At 62.0% G+C, this 17,565-nt stretch carries 17 protein-coding genes; 7 read left to right on the top strand and 10 right to left on the bottom strand.

Going from position 1 to position 17,565, the window contains the following annotated elements; genetic code table 11:
* Positions 1-64: 64 nt before the first annotated feature.
* From C7435_RS03850 to C7435_RS03830, 5 genes are all read left to right on the top strand, one after another.
* Positions 65-991 (top strand): YihY/virulence factor BrkB family protein, encoded by a 927-nt coding sequence (locus C7435_RS03850; protein ID WP_121210123.1) that lies wholly within the window; start codon positions 65-67, stop codon positions 989-991.
* A gap of 60 nt (positions 992-1,051) precedes the next feature.
* Entirely contained in the window at positions 1,052-1,756 is a 705-nt protein-coding gene (locus C7435_RS03845) for a CoA transferase subunit A (protein ID WP_075189852.1), read from the top strand.
* Complete coding sequence (locus C7435_RS03840; RefSeq protein ID WP_121210122.1) at positions 1,756-2,415, top strand: CoA transferase subunit B; 660 nt, start codon at positions 1,756-1,758, stop codon at positions 2,413-2,415. Before C7435_RS03845 ends, C7435_RS03840 begins: the two co-directional genes overlap by 1 nt.
* Before the next feature lie 136 nt (positions 2,416-2,551).
* The gene (locus C7435_RS03835) at positions 2,552-5,635 is read left to right on the top strand and encodes an efflux RND transporter permease subunit (RefSeq protein ID WP_121210121.1); all 3,084 of its coding nucleotides are present in this window, start codon (positions 2,552-2,554) and stop codon (positions 5,633-5,635) included.
* A gap of 22 nt (positions 5,636-5,657) precedes the next feature.
* Positions 5,658-6,725 (top strand): efflux RND transporter periplasmic adaptor subunit, encoded by a 1,068-nt coding sequence (locus C7435_RS03830; RefSeq protein ID WP_121210120.1) that lies wholly within the window; start codon positions 5,658-5,660, stop codon positions 6,723-6,725.
* 47 nt (positions 6,726-6,772) lie between these two features.
* Here C7435_RS03830 and C7435_RS03825 read toward each other — a convergent pair whose 3' ends face one another.
* The 6 genes from C7435_RS03825 to kynA form a co-directional block, all read right to left on the bottom strand.
* Positions 6,773-7,297 carry a hypothetical protein gene (locus tag C7435_RS03825; protein WP_147422623.1) on the bottom strand — a complete coding sequence of 175 codons (525 nt, stop codon included), beginning with the start codon at positions 7,295-7,297 and terminating at the stop codon, positions 6,773-6,775.
* Between the two features lie 128 nt (positions 7,298-7,425).
* Complete coding sequence (locus C7435_RS03820; protein WP_121210118.1) at positions 7,426-8,811, bottom strand: L-serine ammonia-lyase; 1,386 nt, start codon at positions 8,809-8,811, stop codon at positions 7,426-7,428.
* A gap of 26 nt (positions 8,812-8,837) precedes the next feature.
* Positions 8,838-9,104, bottom strand: a complete 267-nt coding sequence (locus tag C7435_RS03815) for an Lrp/AsnC ligand binding domain-containing protein (protein ID WP_075189847.1) — start codon at positions 9,102-9,104, stop codon at positions 8,838-8,840.
* Positions 9,105-9,247: 143 nt separating this feature from the next.
* Entirely contained in the window at positions 9,248-10,477 is a 1,230-nt protein-coding gene (kynU, locus tag C7435_RS03810; protein ID WP_121210117.1) for a kynureninase, read from the bottom strand.
* On the bottom strand, positions 10,474-11,103 hold the full coding sequence (gene kynB / locus C7435_RS03805; protein ID WP_121210116.1) for an arylformamidase: 630 nt from the start codon (positions 11,101-11,103) through the stop codon (positions 10,474-10,476). Before kynB ends, kynU begins: the two co-directional genes overlap by 4 nt.
* A gap of 4 nt (positions 11,104-11,107) precedes the next feature.
* On the bottom strand, positions 11,108-11,956 hold the full coding sequence (gene kynA, locus C7435_RS03800) for a tryptophan 2,3-dioxygenase (RefSeq protein WP_121210115.1): 849 nt from the start codon (positions 11,954-11,956) through the stop codon (positions 11,108-11,110).
* A 164-nt stretch (positions 11,957-12,120) separates the two neighbouring features.
* Here kynA and C7435_RS03795 point away from each other — a divergent pair, with 164 nt between their 5' ends.
* A complete protein-coding gene (locus C7435_RS03795) occupies positions 12,121-12,705 on the top strand; it encodes a HupE/UreJ family protein (protein WP_233350674.1) in 585 nt (194 codons plus the stop codon).
* A 62-nt stretch (positions 12,706-12,767) separates the two neighbouring features.
* Here C7435_RS03795 and C7435_RS03790 read toward each other — a convergent pair whose 3' ends face one another.
* The 3 genes from C7435_RS03790 to C7435_RS03780 all read right to left on the bottom strand — a co-directional run bounded on the left by C7435_RS03790 (position 12,768) and on the right by C7435_RS03780 (position 16,326).
* Complete coding sequence (locus C7435_RS03790) at positions 12,768-14,630, bottom strand: M2 family metallopeptidase (protein WP_121210113.1); 1,863 nt, start codon at positions 14,628-14,630, stop codon at positions 12,768-12,770.
* Between the two features lie 121 nt (positions 14,631-14,751).
* Positions 14,752-15,198 (bottom strand): YaiI/YqxD family protein, encoded by a 447-nt coding sequence (locus C7435_RS03785; protein ID WP_121210112.1) that lies wholly within the window; start codon positions 15,196-15,198, stop codon positions 14,752-14,754.
* A 3-nt stretch (positions 15,199-15,201) separates the two neighbouring features.
* Entirely contained in the window at positions 15,202-16,326 is a 1,125-nt protein-coding gene (locus tag C7435_RS03780; RefSeq protein ID WP_121210390.1) for a M14 family metallopeptidase, read from the bottom strand.
* Positions 16,327-16,440: 114 nt separating this feature from the next.
* Here C7435_RS03780 and C7435_RS03775 point away from each other — a divergent pair, with 114 nt between their 5' ends.
* Positions 16,441-16,926 (top strand): hypothetical protein, encoded by a 486-nt coding sequence (locus tag C7435_RS03775; protein ID WP_121210111.1) that lies wholly within the window; start codon positions 16,441-16,443, stop codon positions 16,924-16,926.
* Here the strand turns inward: C7435_RS03775 and C7435_RS03770 are convergent.
* A complete protein-coding gene (locus C7435_RS03770; protein ID WP_121210110.1) occupies positions 16,866-17,543 on the bottom strand; it encodes a protein-methionine-sulfoxide reductase heme-binding subunit MsrQ in 678 nt (225 codons plus the stop codon). The genes C7435_RS03775 and C7435_RS03770 overlap by 61 nt on opposite strands.
* Positions 17,544-17,565: the final 22 nt, after the last annotated feature.

Here is a 17,565-nt window from a genome sequence, read left to right as displayed (position 1 = left end):
TTCCGCGCCTGAAGCCGGCCTGGTCTGCTAGACTCAGCGGCGCGTGATTTGCATTCGACAGGACATGAACACACCACTCAACCCGAACCCGCCGAAACACCATTTTTTGATCCGTTTCGCCGCTGTCATCATTGCCGCCGTCAGCCGATCGATGGCGCGCGACGTCATGCTGTTCGCCGGTGGGGCCTCCTTCTTCGGCATGCTGGCCCTGTTCCCGGCAATCGCCCTCGCGATGTCGGTCTATGGTCTGGTTTTCTCGGCAACCGATGCCGAACAACAGATCGCCCGGTTTGCCGAAGTCATGCCGCCAGGGGCACAGGATTTCGTTCTGGGACAGATGGGACGACTGGCCGACGCGCCGATTGCCGCCCTGTCGCTGAACGGTTTCATCGCCTTGCTGATCGCACTTTTCGCGGCCTCGCGCGGCGCCAAGGCGATCATTGCCGGCCTCAATCATCTCGCGGAAGATCGCGATATCCGCAATATTCTCCAGTTCAACATCCTCGCCATGATGAGCGTCCTGGTCGGCGGCGCACTGCTGACGGCCGCCAATCTGGCGGTGCTGCTGATCCCCGTCCTGCTTGCCCGTCTGTTCCGCATGGTCGGGCTGGAAGCCTTGGACATGGACTCGATCATCAATGAATGGTCGGCCGCAGCGGCTTTCATGTTCATCGCGCTGGAGCTTCTCTATCGCGTGACCATGCGCAAACGGCACGTAGCGGTGAGCTGGCGGGCCTCGACAGCGGCGGCCATCGTTGCCACATCCTTGTGGCTGGGCCTGTCGAAAGGATTTTCCACCTATGTCGGTGAAGTGATCGATTTCAGCGTCTATGGGTCACTTGGTGCACTTGTCGTCTTCCTGTTGTGGATTTACTGGTCGGCCTATGCCGTCTTCTTCGGAGGCGCACTGGCGATCGAGATCGACAACCGGGTCAAGGCGGCCCGGACCGGTCAAACCGGTGAGGGCGGGCCGACATCAGACGCGGGCTAGCAATTTGCGGCTTGCGCGATATAAACATGAACCGAATATCAACTTTGAAACGGGGTTCGCATGAAAAAGGTTTTTGCCGACGCCCAGGCCGCGCTTGACGGGCTGGTCTTCGACGGGATGACGATCATGGCCGGCGGGTTCGGCCTGTGTGGCATTCCGGAAAATTCCATCGCCGCTCTGCACAAGTCCGGCGTCAAGGACCTGACCGTGATTTCAAACAATTGCGGTGTTGACGGTTTCGGTCTCGGCGTGCTGCTGGACGCCAAGCAGATCAGGAAAATGGTCTCCTCCTATGTCGGTGAGAACAAGGAGTTCGAGCGCCAATTCCTGTCCGGCGAGCTAGAGCTGGAATTCAATCCGCAAGGCACGCTGGCCGAGCGGATTCGCGCTGGCGGAGCCGGCATTCCCGGTTTCTTCACCAAGACCGGCGTCGGCACGCTGATCGCCGAGGGCAAGGAACATCGCGAGTTCGACGGCGAGACCTTCATCATGGAAACCGGCCTCAAGGCTGATGTCTCCATCGTCAAGGCCTGGAAGGCCGACCCGCAGGGCAATCTCGTCTTCCGCAAAACAGCACGCAATTTCAACCCGATGATGGCGACCGCCGGCAAGGTCACCGTGGCCGAGGTCGAGGAAATCGTTGAGCTCGGCTCGCTGGATCCGGACGAGATCCACACGCCTGGCATTTTCGTCCAGCGCCTGTTTGTCGGCAGTTTTGAAAAGCGCATCGAACAACGCACCATTCGTGAGAGGGAGGTCGCATAATGGCCTGGACACGTGATGACATGGCGGCTCGCGCCGCCCAGGAATTGCAGGACGGTTTCTACGTCAATCTCGGCATTGGCATCCCGACCCTGGTGGCCAATCACATTCCTGAGGACATTGACGTCACCCTGCAGTCGGAGAACGGCATGCTGGGCATGGGGCCGTTTCCCTATGATGACGAGGTTGATGCTGACCTGATCAATGCCGGCAAGCAGACGATCACCGAGCTGCGCCGGACCTCATATTTCTCCTCGGCGGACAGTTTCGGCATGATCCGCGGCGGCCATATCGACTTGTCCATCCTGGGCGCGATGGAAATCTCCGAGGGCGGCGACATCGCCAACTGGATGATCCCGGGCAAGCTGGTCAAGGGCATGGGCGGCGCCATGGACCTGGTCGCCGGCGTCAAGCGCGTGGTGGTGATCATGGATCACGCCAACAAGGCCGGTGAGCCGAAATTGCTCAAGGAATGTACCCTGCCGCTGACTGGCAAGGCCTGCGTCCACCGCATCATCACTACGCTCGGCGTGTTTGATGTGGTCGAGGATGGTCTCAAGCTGATCGAACTGGCACCCGGCGTTTCGCTGGATCTTGTCGCATCCCAGACCGAGGCGAAATACACCGTCTCCGACAGCCTGCTCCAGCACGAGCCTGCCTGATCGAGCGGCACACACAAACTGTTGAAATGTCGAGGCGGCTCACGGATGCGTGAGCCGCCTTAGCATTGTTTAATCTGCGTTTCACACTCCCGGACAGGTGTACTCGGCTAGGACCGGCATGCGAGGGGAGACTCACATGCCATTGACACGTTTGTCGCTGAACAATCCGGCCGCCGTTTTTGTCGGCATCGCCCTGATTGCCCTGATGGGCGTCGTGGCGTTCACCAAACTCCCGATCCAGCTCTTTCCTGATACCGAGCGGCCGCAAGTCAATATCGCGACTTTCTGGCGCTCCGCCTCGCCGCTGGAGATGGAAAGCGAGATCATCGAACCGCAGGAGCAATTGCTGACCGGCCTTCCGGGCTTGGAGGAAATGCGCGTGTTCGTGGGTGAGGGCTCGGCCTTCATCAATCTCACCTTCGCACTTGAAACCGACATGACCCAGACGGCGATCGAGATCTCGAACCGCCTGTCGCAATTGCCACCTTTGCCGCGCGATGCCGTCGGCCCCAATATCGGCGGTTTTGGCGGTGACGCACAGCAGAGCCTGATCTGGTTCTTCATGCAGGCACTGCCGGGCAATCCGAACGAGATCCACGACTATTCCGCCTTCGTCGAAGACACTGTCATTCCGCGGCTGGAAGCCATTCCCGGTGTTGCCAGCGTACAGATCGGCTGGGGTCAGCGTCCCGAGGAGCTGCAGGTCACGATCGACCCCTATCGCGCGGCCGCCCTGGGCGTGACCCTGCCGCAGATTTCCGGTGCCATCGTCAACAATTCCGACGTCTCTGGCGGCAATGCCGAGATCGGCCGGCGGTCCTATCAGATGCGGTTTGAGGGCGAATTCGAGCCGGAGGAATTGGACGAGCTGGTCATTGTCTGGCGCGATGGCACGCCGGTGCGTCTGGGCGACGTCGCGACGGTCGCCGTCAATTTCGGCGAGCGCAACAATTTCACCTACCAGAACGGCAATCCAGCCATGGGCATCGAGGTCCGCCGCCAACCCGGCGCCAATGTCCTGTCGGCGCTTGATGCGGTGAAGGCGGAAGTGGCCGACATCAACGAAAACCTTCTCGCCGAGCGCCAGCTGGTCATGGCGCCGTCCTTTGATGCGTCGGTCTTCATCATGCGCGCCATCGACCTTCTGCGGACCAATCTCGCGCTCGGTGTCGCACTGGCGATCTTCGGCCTCTGGCTTTTCCTGCGCCGGGCGCGGGCGACGCTGATCATCTCGCTGGCCATCCCCGTCTCCTTGCTGTCGACGTTGATCGTGCTGTTCCTGCTCGGACGCTCGCTCAATGTGATTTCGCTCGCCGGTCTCGCTTTCGCCACCGGCATGGTGATGGATGCGGCGATCATTGTGCTGGAAAACATCATCCGAAGACGCGAGGCCGGGGAGGATGCGGACACCGCCTCCGACAAGGGCGCCCAGCAGGTCTGGGGCGCACTTCTGGCCTCGACCACGACGACCGTGGCGATCTTCCTGCCCATCATCTTCACCCGCAATGCCGAAGGCCAGATATTTGCCGACTTGGCCGTGACCATCGCGGTTGGGGTGGCGATTTCGATGATCGTCGCGGTGACCATCCTGCCGGTGGCGGCGAAATACTGGATACGGGACCGCACCACTGTCACGCGGCAGCCCATTCTCAACCGCATCGGCGGGTTCGTGCTGATGATCAGCGACAGCCCGCGCCGCCGGATCGGTGTCGCCGCCTTGCTGATTGCCCTGCCACTGGCCTTCACCTGGTTCTCGCGTCCGGCGATGGATTATCTACCGCCGGTCAAGCGCGACGCAGTCGATGCCTTCTTCATGTTCCCGCCCGGCTCCAATCTCGACTGGATCGAAGAAGAAGTCGCGGCCACGGTGATCGAACGCCTCGCCCCCTACATGTCCGGCGAGCGCGAACCGGCTCTGCGCAATTATTATTTCGGCACTTTCCCCGGCGGTGGCGGTGCGACGGCGGGCATCCGGGTGCAGGACCAGTCGCGCGTTGGCGAGCTGGAACGCATCGTCCGCGAGGAGATCATCACCGGCATTCCCGATGTGATCGGTTTTGCGCAACAGGGCAATCTGTTCGGCGGCTTCTCACAGGGCGGCAATATCCAGGTCAATATCCAGTCCTCGGACGAAGGCGCGCGGGCGCGGGCGACCCAGGTCGGTTTGCAGCTGCTGCGCGAGCGCTTCCCGGGCGTCAACATCAATGCCAATCCGCCGCCGCAATCGACCCAGCCGCGCCTGACCCTGGTGCCTGATGACCGCCGCATCCAGGAAGCGGGTTGGGCCCGCCGCAATGTGGCCGGCATGATTTCCATGCTCGGCGATGGCCAGTTCATCGGCGAATATTTCGATGGCGAAAGCCGGATGAACATCATCCTGCGTTCGGAAGGCTGGGCCACGCCGGACCAGCTCGCCGGCCTGCCGATTGCCACGCCGACCGGTGCCGTGGTGCCGCTGGGTGATCTCGTCCAGATCCGCGAGGAAGTGGGTGTCGGGGGCATTCAGCGTCTCAATCGCCGCCGCACGGTGACCATCAATATCAACCAGCCCGAGGGCGTCTCGCTGGAAGAAATCCTGACCGTGGTCCAGGACGAGGTCGAACCGGCCATCCGCGCTGAATTACCGGCCGATGGCTCGGTGATCTATGGCGGCAGTGCCGACAGTCTCGACCGGGCGATCAACACCATGCTGATGAATATGGGCATGGCGATGGTCATTCTCTTCCTGATCCTTGCCGGCATGTTCCGCTCGCTGCGCGACGCGGTGCTGGTACTGGTCTCGATCCCGCTGGCGGGCGTCGGCGGTGTGGCGATGCTGCAGATACTCAACCTCTTCGTCACCCAGCCACTCGATCTTCTGACCATGATGGGTTTCGTCATCCTGCTCGGCCTGGTGATCAACAATGCCATCCTGCTGGTGGACCAGACCCGGCAGGGCGAGCGTGACGGGCTTGGCCGCCGCGAGGCCGTTGAACAGGCATTGCAAATGCGCCTTCGGCCGATCTTCATGTCGACCATGACGAGTTTGCTGGGCATGCTGCCGCTGTTGCTGGTTCCCGGCGTCGGCAGCGCGATTTATCGCGGGCTGGCTGCGGCGATCGTCGGTGGCATGAGCATCAGCCTGGTCTTCACCCTCATCCTCATTCCCTGCCTGCTGCGGCTGGGTGAGGGCGCCCGCAAAACGCGCGCACAATCGACACAGACAATTCCGGCCGAATAGGCCCGAAAGGGAAGGCATACACATGCTGGCTCAAACGCTCATCCGGACACTCATACCGCTCGCCCTCGCCATCGGTTTGGCCACGGCGCCGGTTCACGCGCAGCAGGCGCCGCCCCCCGCCGTGGTGCGCACCGCGGAAGTCGTGTCGCTGGACATGGCGCGGACGATCATGACGCCGGCCAGTGTGATGTCGCGCAATGATGCCCAGATTGCCGCCGAGGCATCCGGCCGCATCACCTTCATCGCCGAGCCGGGCGACGAGATTGCCGAGGGCGGACTGATTGCCCAGATGGATGACCGCCAGGCCCGGATCGACCTGGAATCCGCCCGGGCACGCCATTCCCGCGCCGCCGCCAATGCCAGCTATCAGGGTGCCGAGGCGGCGCGTTATCAACAATTGGCAGAAAACGGCACCGTGCCGGCGACGCGCTTGCGCGAGGTTGAACTGGCCCGCGACCTGGCTGTCCAGGACGCGCGTGAGGCGCGCTCGGCGCTCGACCGGGCCGAACTTGCCCTTGAGCGCACCCAGATCCGGGCGCCGTTCGCAGGCCGCGTCGCCGAACGTCTGATCCAGGTCGGGGAATTGTCGGCGCCGGGTCGCGATATCGCCCGCCTTGTCGATATCGAACACAAGGAAGCGGTCGCCCAGGTGCCGGTGGCGGTGGCGCCCTTCCTGCGTGTCGGCATGGATGTGACTTTGTCCCTGTCCGATGCCAGCGCCATTCGCGCCCCGATCCGGGCCATCATTCCCGTCGGCAACGCCGTATCGCGGACATTCGAAGTCCGGATTGATCTGGAAGGGTCGGACTGGATCATCGGCTCGGCCGCCCGTGTCGCCCTGCCAGCGGAGACACCGCGGACCCAACTCGCCGCGCCCTATGACGCGGTCATCCTGCGCGCCAATGGCAATTTCGTCTTCGTGATTGATGATGACGACATCGCGCACCAGGTCGCAGTTGCACCGGGCGTGCGCACCGATGGTTATATCGCCATTGCCGGCGAGGTTGAAGCGGGTGACCGGGTGGTCGTCTCCGGCGCCGAGACCCTGTCAGAAGGACGGACCGTCACCGAGCTGGGCGAGGACGCCTGACCGGACAGCCCGGGGGGAGAGGGACTGTCCGGTGGCGCCGACAACCGCTACGCGGTCGCGAGCTTGTCCTTGGAAACACTGGTTGCCAACGTCTCGAAGACGATTTCCGACACCGACCCGGACAGGCGCATGACCTGAATGGGCAGATTGTTGGAAATGAGAATGAGGTCGGGCTTGCCGTCATTGACGACATTCTGGCCGCCGATCCACCAGTTATTGTGCGACGAATTGCTGCCTTGGGCGAGGTAGAGCGTAATGGGTGTCGCATTGGCGAAGGTGACCTGGACGCCGAACATGAAGTTCAACTGGTCCGGCGTTCCGCCACCGCCACCCTGCGGCGCGTATTCGTGGAGTGCGCCACCGCAAAGCCCGTTGAACTTGTCGGCCACGGGGTCGGATTTCTTGCGACCGCAATTGACCGTGATTTCCCATTGTCCCTTGCCGAGATTTTTCGGCGTCGGGCCGGAATCATAGGGCTGGCCGTCGGTAATGACGAATGTGCCGTCGATATAGATGATCGACTGGATATCGTCGGACTGCAGGATCACATTGTTGGTGTGAGAAGATGTCATGATGTTCGCCTTCATATTGCTCGTTTGAGACAGGAAACTGCGAACTACACTCCGGCCATTCCGGCCGGGACGCGCAATCTACCACAAATTCGAACGCGACACGACTATACCTTTGCGTGCATTTCGATTTAGCAGGCAACCACATTGACGGCGAGGCCGCCTTGGCTGGTTTCCTTGTACTTCTCCTGCATGTCGACGCCGGTCTGGCGCATCGTTTCGATAACCTGGTCGAGCGAGACCTTCATGTCCGAGGAGGTCGCCCGCAAGGCAAGCCGGGCCGCGTCGATGGCCTTGATCGCGCCGATCGCATTTCGCTCGATGCACGGAATCTGGACCAGTCCGCCGACCGGATCGCAGGTCAGGCCGAGATTGTGTTCCATGCCGATCTCGGCCGCGTCCTCGATCTGGGCATTATTGGCGCCCATGGCGGCGGCGAGCGCGGCGGCAGCCATCGAGCAGGCAACGCCGACTTCACCCTGACAACCAGCCTCGGCGCCGGAGATGGAGGCATTTTTTTTGTAGAGCGAGCCGATGGCCGCAGCGGTCAGGAAGAAGCGCTGAAGCGCTTCCTCGTCATCCTGGTCGCGATGATATTTGTCGAAATAGCGGGCCACGGCCGGAATGATGCCAGCAGCGCCATTGGTCGGCGCCGTGACGACACGGCCACCGGCGGCGTTTTCCTCGTTGACGGCCATGGCCCACAGATTGATCCAGTCCATCGCCGCCAGCGGATCTTTCTTGGGATCGACCGGCTCTGCCACCAGATCGCGATGCATTTTGGGGGCGCGGCGTTTGACGTTGAGGCCGCCGGGCAGCACGCCATCATGACGCAGACCGCGATCGATACAGTCTTCCATCGCCCGCCACAGCCCCTCAATCCCGGCCCGGATCGTGTCCTCTGGCAGGAAGGTGCGCTCATTGGCGAGCATGATGCGATAGATCGACAAGCCGGTTCGCTCACCAATTTCGAGCAGCTCGGCGGCCGAGTTGAACGGGTAGGGCTCACCCTCTTTCACATCGGCGGCGGAGTTGCGCCCGGCCTCGTGCTCGTCGATCACGAAACCGCCGCCGATCGAATACCAAATCTCTTCGCGCAAAACGCTGCCATCTTCACCGAGGGCGCGGAACTTCATCGCATTGGCATGGAAGGGCAGGCGGATATCACCGCGAAAATCAAGATCTCGGCGTTCCTCGAACCCGATCTCGCGGCCATCGGCGAGTTTCAGCGTCTTGTCCTCGCGAATGCGGGCCAAGCGGGCGGGTATACTGTCCGGATTGATCCGCGCGGGGTCGTGCCCCTCCAAACCCAGCAGTACGGCGGTGTCGGTGCCATGACCGAGTCCCGTCAGCGCAAGCGAGCCATAGAGTTCGGTCTGCAGCTGTGCGATCGGCTGTTCGGCGGTCTCCGACAGCACACGCTCGACGAAGACCTTCGCGGCTTTCATCGGGCCGACCGTGTGCGAGCTGGACGGACCAACACCGATCTTGAACAGGTCGAAGACACCAAAATGCATGGCATGTACTCGCTTTGACGTGGGGTTCAGCCGTCGCCGAGACCCTGGTCGCGGGTAAAGGCGTTGAAACAGATGATGGTCTGGGTGTCCTTGATGCCCGGAATTGTCTGGACTTTCTGGTTCACGAAGCGGCCGATATCGGCCTCGTCTTTCAGCGTGAACCGGGCCAGCAGGTCAAAGGCGCCGGAGATGGAATGCACCATTGGCGCTTCGTCGAGATCATCGACCAGCTTGGCGGCGACGTCATAGGTGTGACCCAGCTCGCATTTGATGAAGACGTAGAATTGACGCATGGCAAACTCCTCGCGGCGGCTGATTCAAATGCCGACTCTGGCGCGGCGGGTGGACAGTATCGACAAGTGGCGGCGGGTTGAACCGTGCATTCCCGACCCCGGCGGATCGTTCGCCAGTGCGAAACAGGTCCCGGGTGTCAGGCTCAGGTCACGGCAGCGCGGACATTGAAGCGGTCTTCACGCCATTCGCCTGTCCGCATGATCGTGGCCAGCGTGTCGACTGCCGTCCAGACATCCTCATAACCGACGTAAAGCGGGGTGAAGCCGAAGCGCAATATGTCCGGCGCCCGGAAATCCCCGATCACGCCGCTGGCGATCAACGCCTGCATGATGGCATAACCGTTTTCGTGCGCGATCGAGACTTGCGAGCCGCGCACGGCGGCCTCGCGCGGGCTGCGCAGGTCAAACCCCTCGAGGCGGTCCTCGACCAGCTCGATGAAAAGATCACCCAGCGCCTGCGACTTGGCGCGGATGGTCGCCATATCGGCTTCCAGCATGATATCGAGCCCGCATTCCAGCGCCGCCATGCCGAGAATGGCCGGCGTGCCGCACTGGAAACGGTCAATGCCGGCCGCCGGCTCGTAGTCATCGCGGAAGTCAAACGGTCGGGCATGGCCCAGCCAGCCGGACAGGACCGGGAAGATCGCGTCGTGATGGCGTTCGGCAACGAACAGGAAGGCCGGCGCTCCCGGCCCGCCATTGAGATATTTATAGCCGCAACCGACTGCGAAATCGGCGTGGCAGGCATTCAGTTCGACCGGCAGGGCGCCGGCGCTGTGGCTGAGATCCCAGATCACCGGAATGCCGAGCTGTTGCGCCTTGGCGGTCAGGTCGGCCATATCGTGCAGGCGACCGGACTTGTAGTGCGTATGGGTCAGCAAAAGCGCTGCGACATCGGTGTTGAGCGCTGCCTCGATGGCGTCGCTGGCGACCAGGCTTTGCCGGATACGCCCACCGGACAGGGCCGCCAAGCCTTCCATCATATAGGCGTCAGTCGGGAAATTCCCGGCCTCGGAAAGAATGACGGACCGCTCCGGCGCCAGCTGAAGGCATGCCGTGAGGGCCTTGAAAATATTGACGGATGTCGACTCGCCTGCGATCACCTCATGCGGTTTGGCGCCGATCAATCGGGCAATTTTCGCCCCCAGGCGCCGCGGCGCGTTGATCCAGTCATGCGTGTTCCAGGAGCGGATGAGATCAACACCCCATTCCTCGCGGATCATGCGGTCCATGCGGGCCGGAACATTAGCCGGCAAGGCGCCCAGCGAATTGCCGTCGAGATAGATTACGCCTTCGGGCAGGGCAAAGCGGTTGCGGAAACCGGCGAGCGGGTCGGCCGCATCGAGGGCGCGGACATCATCCAGGCGGGTCATGGCACGTCTCTCAATACAGCGCGCACCGGCGCGGCATCGGCGCCGGCGATCTTGAGTGGCAGGGCGATGAGCTCGTAGCGGCCATCGGGCACGTCGTCGAAGACAAGGCCTTCCAGTATCCGCATATCGTGACGCTGGACGGCATGGTGTGCGTCCATGGTCTTGGAGGTTTCCGGATCGAGCGAGGCGGCATCTACCCCGATCAAGCGGCAGCCGACGGCGGCGAGGCGGCCAATCGTGTCGGCGTGCAGGGCGCGGAAGTGCGAATCCCAGCGTTCATACGGAAATTCGGCATAGGTCCGGACCAGCACCCGCGTCTCGCCGGTGATCCGGGTCCAGTCGAGATCGTCAGGGCGCACGTGTGAGCTCTCGCCGCTGGCGGTGAGCAGGACACACGGTCCGACATAGGGCGTGAGATCGGCCGCAGCCATGTCGATCCCGTCCGGGTCGTAATGGCTGGGCGCATCGGCATGGGCGCCGCTATGGGTCGACAATGTCAGGCGCGAGACCTTGACCGGGCAGTCCGGCCCGATCGTCCAGACCGCCTCGCACTTGAAGGCGGTGTCGCCCGGCCAGACCGGAAGGGCAGGGCGAAGCGTTTGCGATATGTCCCAGAGCTTGGCCATGGCGTCAGAGCGAAGTCCGTACGGTCCAGATTTCCGGGAAGAAACGCAGATCAAGCGCTTTCACCAGATAGGAGACGCCACCCGTGCCACCGGTGCCGCGGCGATAGCCGATGATGCGCTCGACGGTCTTCATGTGATTGAAGCGCCATTGCTGGAATTTGTGTTCCAGATCGACCAGTTTTTCGCCCAGCTCATAGGCTTCCCAATGCGTGTCGCTGTCGCGGTAGACCGTGCGCCAGACATCCTCGACAGCGGAACTCGCCTCATAGGGCTGCGACCAGTCACGCTCCAGCTTGTCGGCCGGAATGTCATAACCCTTGCGCGACAGCCAGCGCAGCGCCTCGTCCCACAGGCTGGGCGTGTTGAGCGCGTCGCTGACCATTTTGTGGGCCGGCGGGTTGCTGGCATGGACGCGGGCGAGGGCGCCATTCTTGTTTCCAAGCCGGTATTCCAGCGTGCGGTACTGGAAGGACTGGAAACCGGAGGACGCGCCCAACTTGTCGCGAAAGGCGAGGTAATCGGCGGGCGTCATGGTGGCCAGGACTTCCCAAGCCTGAATCAATTGCTCCTGGATACGGCTGACGCGCGCGAACTTTTTCAAGGCCGGGCCTGCATCATCGCGGCGCAGGTCGTCCAAAGCGGCACCGGTCTCGTGAAGCAGAAGTTTCATCCACAGCTCGGCGACATGGTGGATGATCACGAACAGCATCTCGTCATGCTCGTCGGTGATCGGCTTTTGCGCCGCCAGAAGCGTGTCGAGCGCGAGATAGCCGCCATAGGACATCTCGTCCTTGAAATCCCAGTGAATGTCCTCACCAGACACATCGACCTGGGTGGTGAAACCCTCACTCATGCCGTTACTCCCCGTTCTCCGGTCGCGCGTCTGACCGACTCGCGGATGCCGTCGTCGTTGCGTCGAGGTGTAGGGGCTAACAAGGCTCACTGGCAACCGCGCCGCACGCTTGAAGCGCCCGCCGCGCCTGCCTAGCCTGCGGCCTGTCAATCGGGGGGCGTGTCTTGGACACTGCAGTGGAACAAACCGTCTGGGACGTGATCGCCCTCTATCTGCGCCAGGGCTATGTCCACATTTTGCCGATGGGGCTGGATCATATCCTGTTCGTGCTGGCACTGTTTTTCGCCTCGACGCGGATGAAGCCGCTGATCTGGCAGATATCCGCCTTCACCCTGGCCCACACCCTCACGCTCGGCCTTGCCACGCTGGGTTATGTGACGCTGGACCCGGCGATTGTCGAACCGATCATCGCCTTGTCGATCGCCTTCGTCGCCATCGAAAACCTGGTCTTCAAGGACATGACGCGCTGGCGTCCGGCGATCGTCTTCGCCTTTGGCCTTTTCCACGGTCTGGGATTTGCCGGGGTCCTGTCCGACTACGGCCTGCCGCAGGACCAGATTTTGCCCTCCCTCCTAAGCTTCAATGTTGGTGTCGAAGCGGGGCAGCTGACGATTGTCGGCGTGTGCTGGCTTGTCCTTCACCGCTTTGCCGATACGAGCTGGTATCCGTGGTTGGTGCGGATTGCCTCGGCGGCCATTGCCCTGATGGCGATCTGGTGGACCATCGAGCGCGTCTTCCTCGGCGGCTAAGGCGAGCAACAAAAAAGGCGGCCCCGGTGCGGCGCCGCCTTTCACTCAACCCGATGGATTGATTACCAGCCGCAATTGCGGTCGGCGTTCTGTTCTTCCAGATGTGTCATCAGCGGCTGGAAATAGGCAATGATCGCCGAACCATCCATCTCGCGGGTGCCGGTGAAGGCTTCCAGCGCGTCCGGCCAGGGCTGGCTGGCGCCCATTTCCATCATCGCGTTGAAGCGGGCGCCGACTTCCTCATTGCCATAGATCGAGCAACGGTGCAGCGGGCCTTCCCAGCCGGCCATTTCACAAGCCGCTTCATGGAATTGGAACTGCATGATGAAGCTCAGGAAATAGCGCAGGTAGGGAACATTGTTGGCGATATGGTATTTCGAGCCCGGATCGAAAGCGCCATCGCCGCGTTCCACCGGCGGCACAATACCCTGATAGCTCTCGCGCAATTCCCACCAGGCGTCATTGTAGTTTTCCGGCTGGATCTCGCCGCGCAGCACCCGCCAGCGCCACTGGTCCATCATGATGGCGAAGGGCAGGAAGGAAATCTTGTCGAGGGCCGTATCCATCAACAAGCCCAGATCCGCCGACGCGTCCGGCACATCGGCTTGATCGAGCAGGCCGATCTGAACCAGATAATCCGGGGTCACAGACAGGGCGATGAAATCACCGATGGCTTCGTGGAAACCGTCATGGGCGCCGCCCTGGAAGAGGAAGTCCTGCTGGTTATAGGCGCGCTGATAGAAGTTGTGGCCCAGCTCGTGGTGCACGGTGACGAAGTCGTCGGCATTGACGCGCGTACACATCTTGATGCGCAGATCATCGACACTGTCGAGATTCCAGGCCGATGCATGGCAGGCGACCTGGCGGTCACGCGGCTGGGTGATGAGTGAGCGATCCCAGAATGTGTCCGGCAGCTCTTCCATGCCCAGTGACGTGAAGAAGCTTTCCGCCGTCTCGGTCATGCGGATCGGGTCGTATTCGGCGTCGACAAGAAGCTGGGTCAGATCATAGGCCGGGCCGGCATCGCTGACCGAAGCCACGTCTGACAGCGCCGCCCAGGACTGGGCCCACATATTGCCCAGCAGATCGGCCCGGATCGGACCTTCGGCGGCCTGGACCTCGTCACCATAAAGCTCGTTGAGGTCGTCACGGACATAGCAGTGGAGTTGTTCATAGAGCGGCTCGACCTGGCCCCAAAGACGCTCGACCTCGGCCTCCATCTCGTCGGCGGGCATGTCGTAGTTTGACAGCCACATCTCGGCGAGGTCGGAAAAGCCCAGATCGCGAGCACCTTGGTTGGCGATCTCGACCATTTCGGCATAATCCGTCGCCATCTGCTCGGGACCATAGCTGTCACGCCAGCCAGCCCAGACATGCGACAGGAATTCGGGATCACGGCTGGTCCGCATGATGTTTTCCAGCTCGTTGTGATCAACCATCTCGCCGTCGATTTCCATCAGACCGGTCGAGTATGCCGACCCCATGCGGGTCGACAGCTCGGACAGGCGCGCTGCGGCCGCGCTGTCGGAGGGGGCGGGCAGGGTGATGCCGGCCCGTAGGACATTCATCTTGCGCGCCATCTCGGTGGTCAGCTCAAGATCATTGTATTGCGCGGTCTCGGTCGCCAGGCGCACGGCAATCTCGGTGCCCTGGGTCGACATGCGCTCCAGCAGCCAATTGGTGTCATAGGTGATAAAATTGTTTTGCACCCAGGCGGTGCGCGCACCGAACTCGCTGAACTCGCGCAGCTCGCTTTCGGCGTCGGCCAGGAATTGCTCGGCATCGGCCAGCGTGATCGGTGCATCAACCGAGGTGTTCGCTGCCTGATCGGCGGTGTTCGCAGCCGGCCCTTCGGTCGGCGCGCTGCAGCCTGCCATAGCAAGCAGAAGGGCGCTCGTAGCGACGCCCGTCATCAAACGTTTCATGATCATCTCTCCCCGTCTGCCCTGTCAGGCAGGTTTGGCTATCGCGCGCTATCCTGAGGCGCTTGCCGTGCAGGTCAAGCCACGCGCACGCAAATGTGTGCTGAAAAATCGGATGTTAGCGCTATTTGGCGGCAGCGGCCCGCATCACGCGTTCCATTCCGTCGAGAAAGGCCGAGCGATCCTTGGGGCCGAAAGGCTTGGCACCGGAGGTGACAGCCCCGGCTTCACGCAGGTCGGTCATCAGATTGCGGGTTGCCAGGGAGGCGCCGATATTGTCGACGGTCCAGAGCTTGCCACGTGGATCAATGCCGATCGCGCCGGCCTTGATACACCGGTCGGCGAGCGGAATATCGGCGGTGACGAAAACATCGCCCGGCCCGATATGCTCCGCGATCCAGTCATCGGCCGCGTCGAGCTTGCCCTCGACGATCACCAGCCGCGCCCATTGCGAGTTCGGTCGCCGCAATCCGCCATCACAGACAAACAGCATCTCGACCTGGTGGCGCTCTCCGACCCGGATGATCTCGTCCTTCACCGGGCAGGCATCGGCATCGACATAAATCGTCATGCGCTAAAGCTCGCTGACCAGGGCCAGCATGGCATCCAGATTGGCCGCCCCCAGCTTGCGACAACGCTCGGGCGACCAGCCGAACTCCGGGTCCGGCAGGTCGGCATTGTCCTTGAAGGGCATCTCCAAAGTCATCGCCAGGCATTTGAATTCATTGGCGAGATAATTGGTGCAGACGGAGAGGTTGGCGGTGCCGGGCGCGTCGACATCATAGCCGTGCTCGGTCTGGAAATCCGGACTGGCGAGGCAGAGCGCGTCCTTGTAGCCGTCCAGCAGCGCCTGGCCGCGCTCATCGAAATTCGGGGCACCTTCGCCGCCGGCGATGAAGTTGTAGGGCAGGGCCTCGTCGCCATGGACATCGAGCGCCAGGTCGATCCCGGTCTCGCGCATGCGACCCAGGACGTGGAAGACTTCCGGAGAATTCTCGATCGTCGCCTTGTCCCATTCCCGGTTCAGATTGACGCCCTTGGCATTGGTGCGCAGATGACCGCGCCTGGAGCCGTCGGGATTCATGTTGGGCACGATGTAAAAGACGGCCTGTTCGCGCAGCTTGCGGGCAACCGGATCGTCATCGTCAAGCAGGCGGCTGAGAAAACCCTCCATCCACCATTCCGCCATGGTCTCGCCAGGGTGCTGGCGCGCCGTGACCCAGATCGTTCGGGTGGCGCTGTCCTGTTCGCCCACCGTGAGCAGGTCCATCGTCTGGCCATCCAGCGTCTCGCCGATCACTTCCAGTTCGACAGCGTGATGCAGCTGCGCCCAGGCGATCAGATCCTGATGCCGTTCCATCGAGAAGGGGGCGAAATAGGCAAACCAGACGGTGTCCGCTTCGGGCAGGTGGTGGATGGTAAGGGTGCCGTCGGCATAATCGGTATCGACCCGGAACCAGGTTTCGCGATCATAGGAGGCACAGGCCTGATAGCCCGGCCAGCCTTCCAGATAGGCCGCGCCGCCGGCATTCTCGATCGCCATGGAGAGTTGTTCGCCCATCGCGCCGGTCACGCGGAAATGGAACCATTGATAGAAGTCGGAGCCATTGTCCTTGCGGATTTCAAGGCGAATGCGGGCCGGATCGGCGGCGTCGAGAACTTCGATATTGCCGCTGTCAAAGGCGTCGGTGATGTGCAGGCCCATTATGTGCTCCGCTTTCCTCGCTAAAGGGTGACTCGCTTGTGACCGTGATAGACCATATCGCACGGGCAATCGACGGCGTGCCTGCGTCGCGGCTTGGGAGACATGCACATGATGATCTGGCTTTCACGGGCCGTCCGCTTCGGGCTGCCACTCTTTGTTTCAGCGATCTTTCTCGACTCGCTGCGCTACAAATTTACCGATGCGCCGGAAACACAAGTGATCTTCGGGCGGCTCGATGGATGGGCCGCCGGCTGGGGCGCGCCGGGCCTGTTTGATCACGCCGGACTCTTCAGCCAATACGTCATCGGATCGGCAGAACTCCTTGCTTCCACGCTCCTATTGATTGGATTTATACCGGCATTTCGCCGTTTTCAGCTGCTCGGCAGCGCGCTCGGACTGGCCATCATGACGGGCGCGGTCAGCTTCCATCTCTTCACCCCGCTGGGCATCGATCCCAATAGCGATGGCGGCGGCCTGTTCGTGGCGGCCTGTCTGGTTTGGCTATCCTGCCTCACCCTGCTGGTGATCAAGCGTCAGGAGGCCTTGGCGCTGGCCTGTGACCTCGTCCGGGCGATCATCCCGAAAACCCGGTAGCCGAGCAGCACGGCCAGTATGCCGCCATGGATCCATGGGCCCAGCTGATTGCCCTTGACCATGAAGCCGTGATGGAAGACCGCCAGGATGGCGATCGGGTAAGCAAGGCGGTGCAACCCTTGCCAGCGCCGGCCGCCAAGCCAGCGCTGCACCCGGTTGAACGATGTCATCGCAAGCGGAATGAGCAGCACGAAAGCCGTCATGCCGAGCGTGATATAGATCCGTTCGGCGACATCGCGCCACAGACCCGCCAGGGCACCGGAGACACTCATCCCGGCGGCCAAAAAAAGATCCAGGCCCAGATAGGCGAGGATGTGCAGCAATGCATACCAAAAGGCTGCCAGCCCGATCCGCCGCCGGATCATCATGATCGGTCCCCAACGGGTCAGATCACGCACAGGCGTCACCGCCAGCGAAACCAGCAGGATGCGGATGGCGGCATCACCGAGAAAGCGGTGCGTGGTCTCGATCGGATTGAAGCCGAGATCATGGGGTTGGCCACTGAGCAATAGCGCCCATTGCCAGCCCAGCCACAGGCCGGGCAGGGCGAGAAGCCAGAAGGCGAGCGGCTTCATGATATGACGGCTGAATGTCCGCAGAACCGGATTGCGTGCCATGGGGCGAAATTATCCTGTCCGG

The sequence above is a fragment of the Maricaulis maris genome (assembly GCF_003634045.1).
Classification (GTDB): Bacteria; Pseudomonadota; Alphaproteobacteria; order Caulobacterales; family Maricaulaceae; genus Maricaulis; species Maricaulis maris.
The sequence above is the reverse complement of the archived record's forward strand: the minus strand, read 5'-3'. Positions and strand labels throughout refer to the sequence as shown.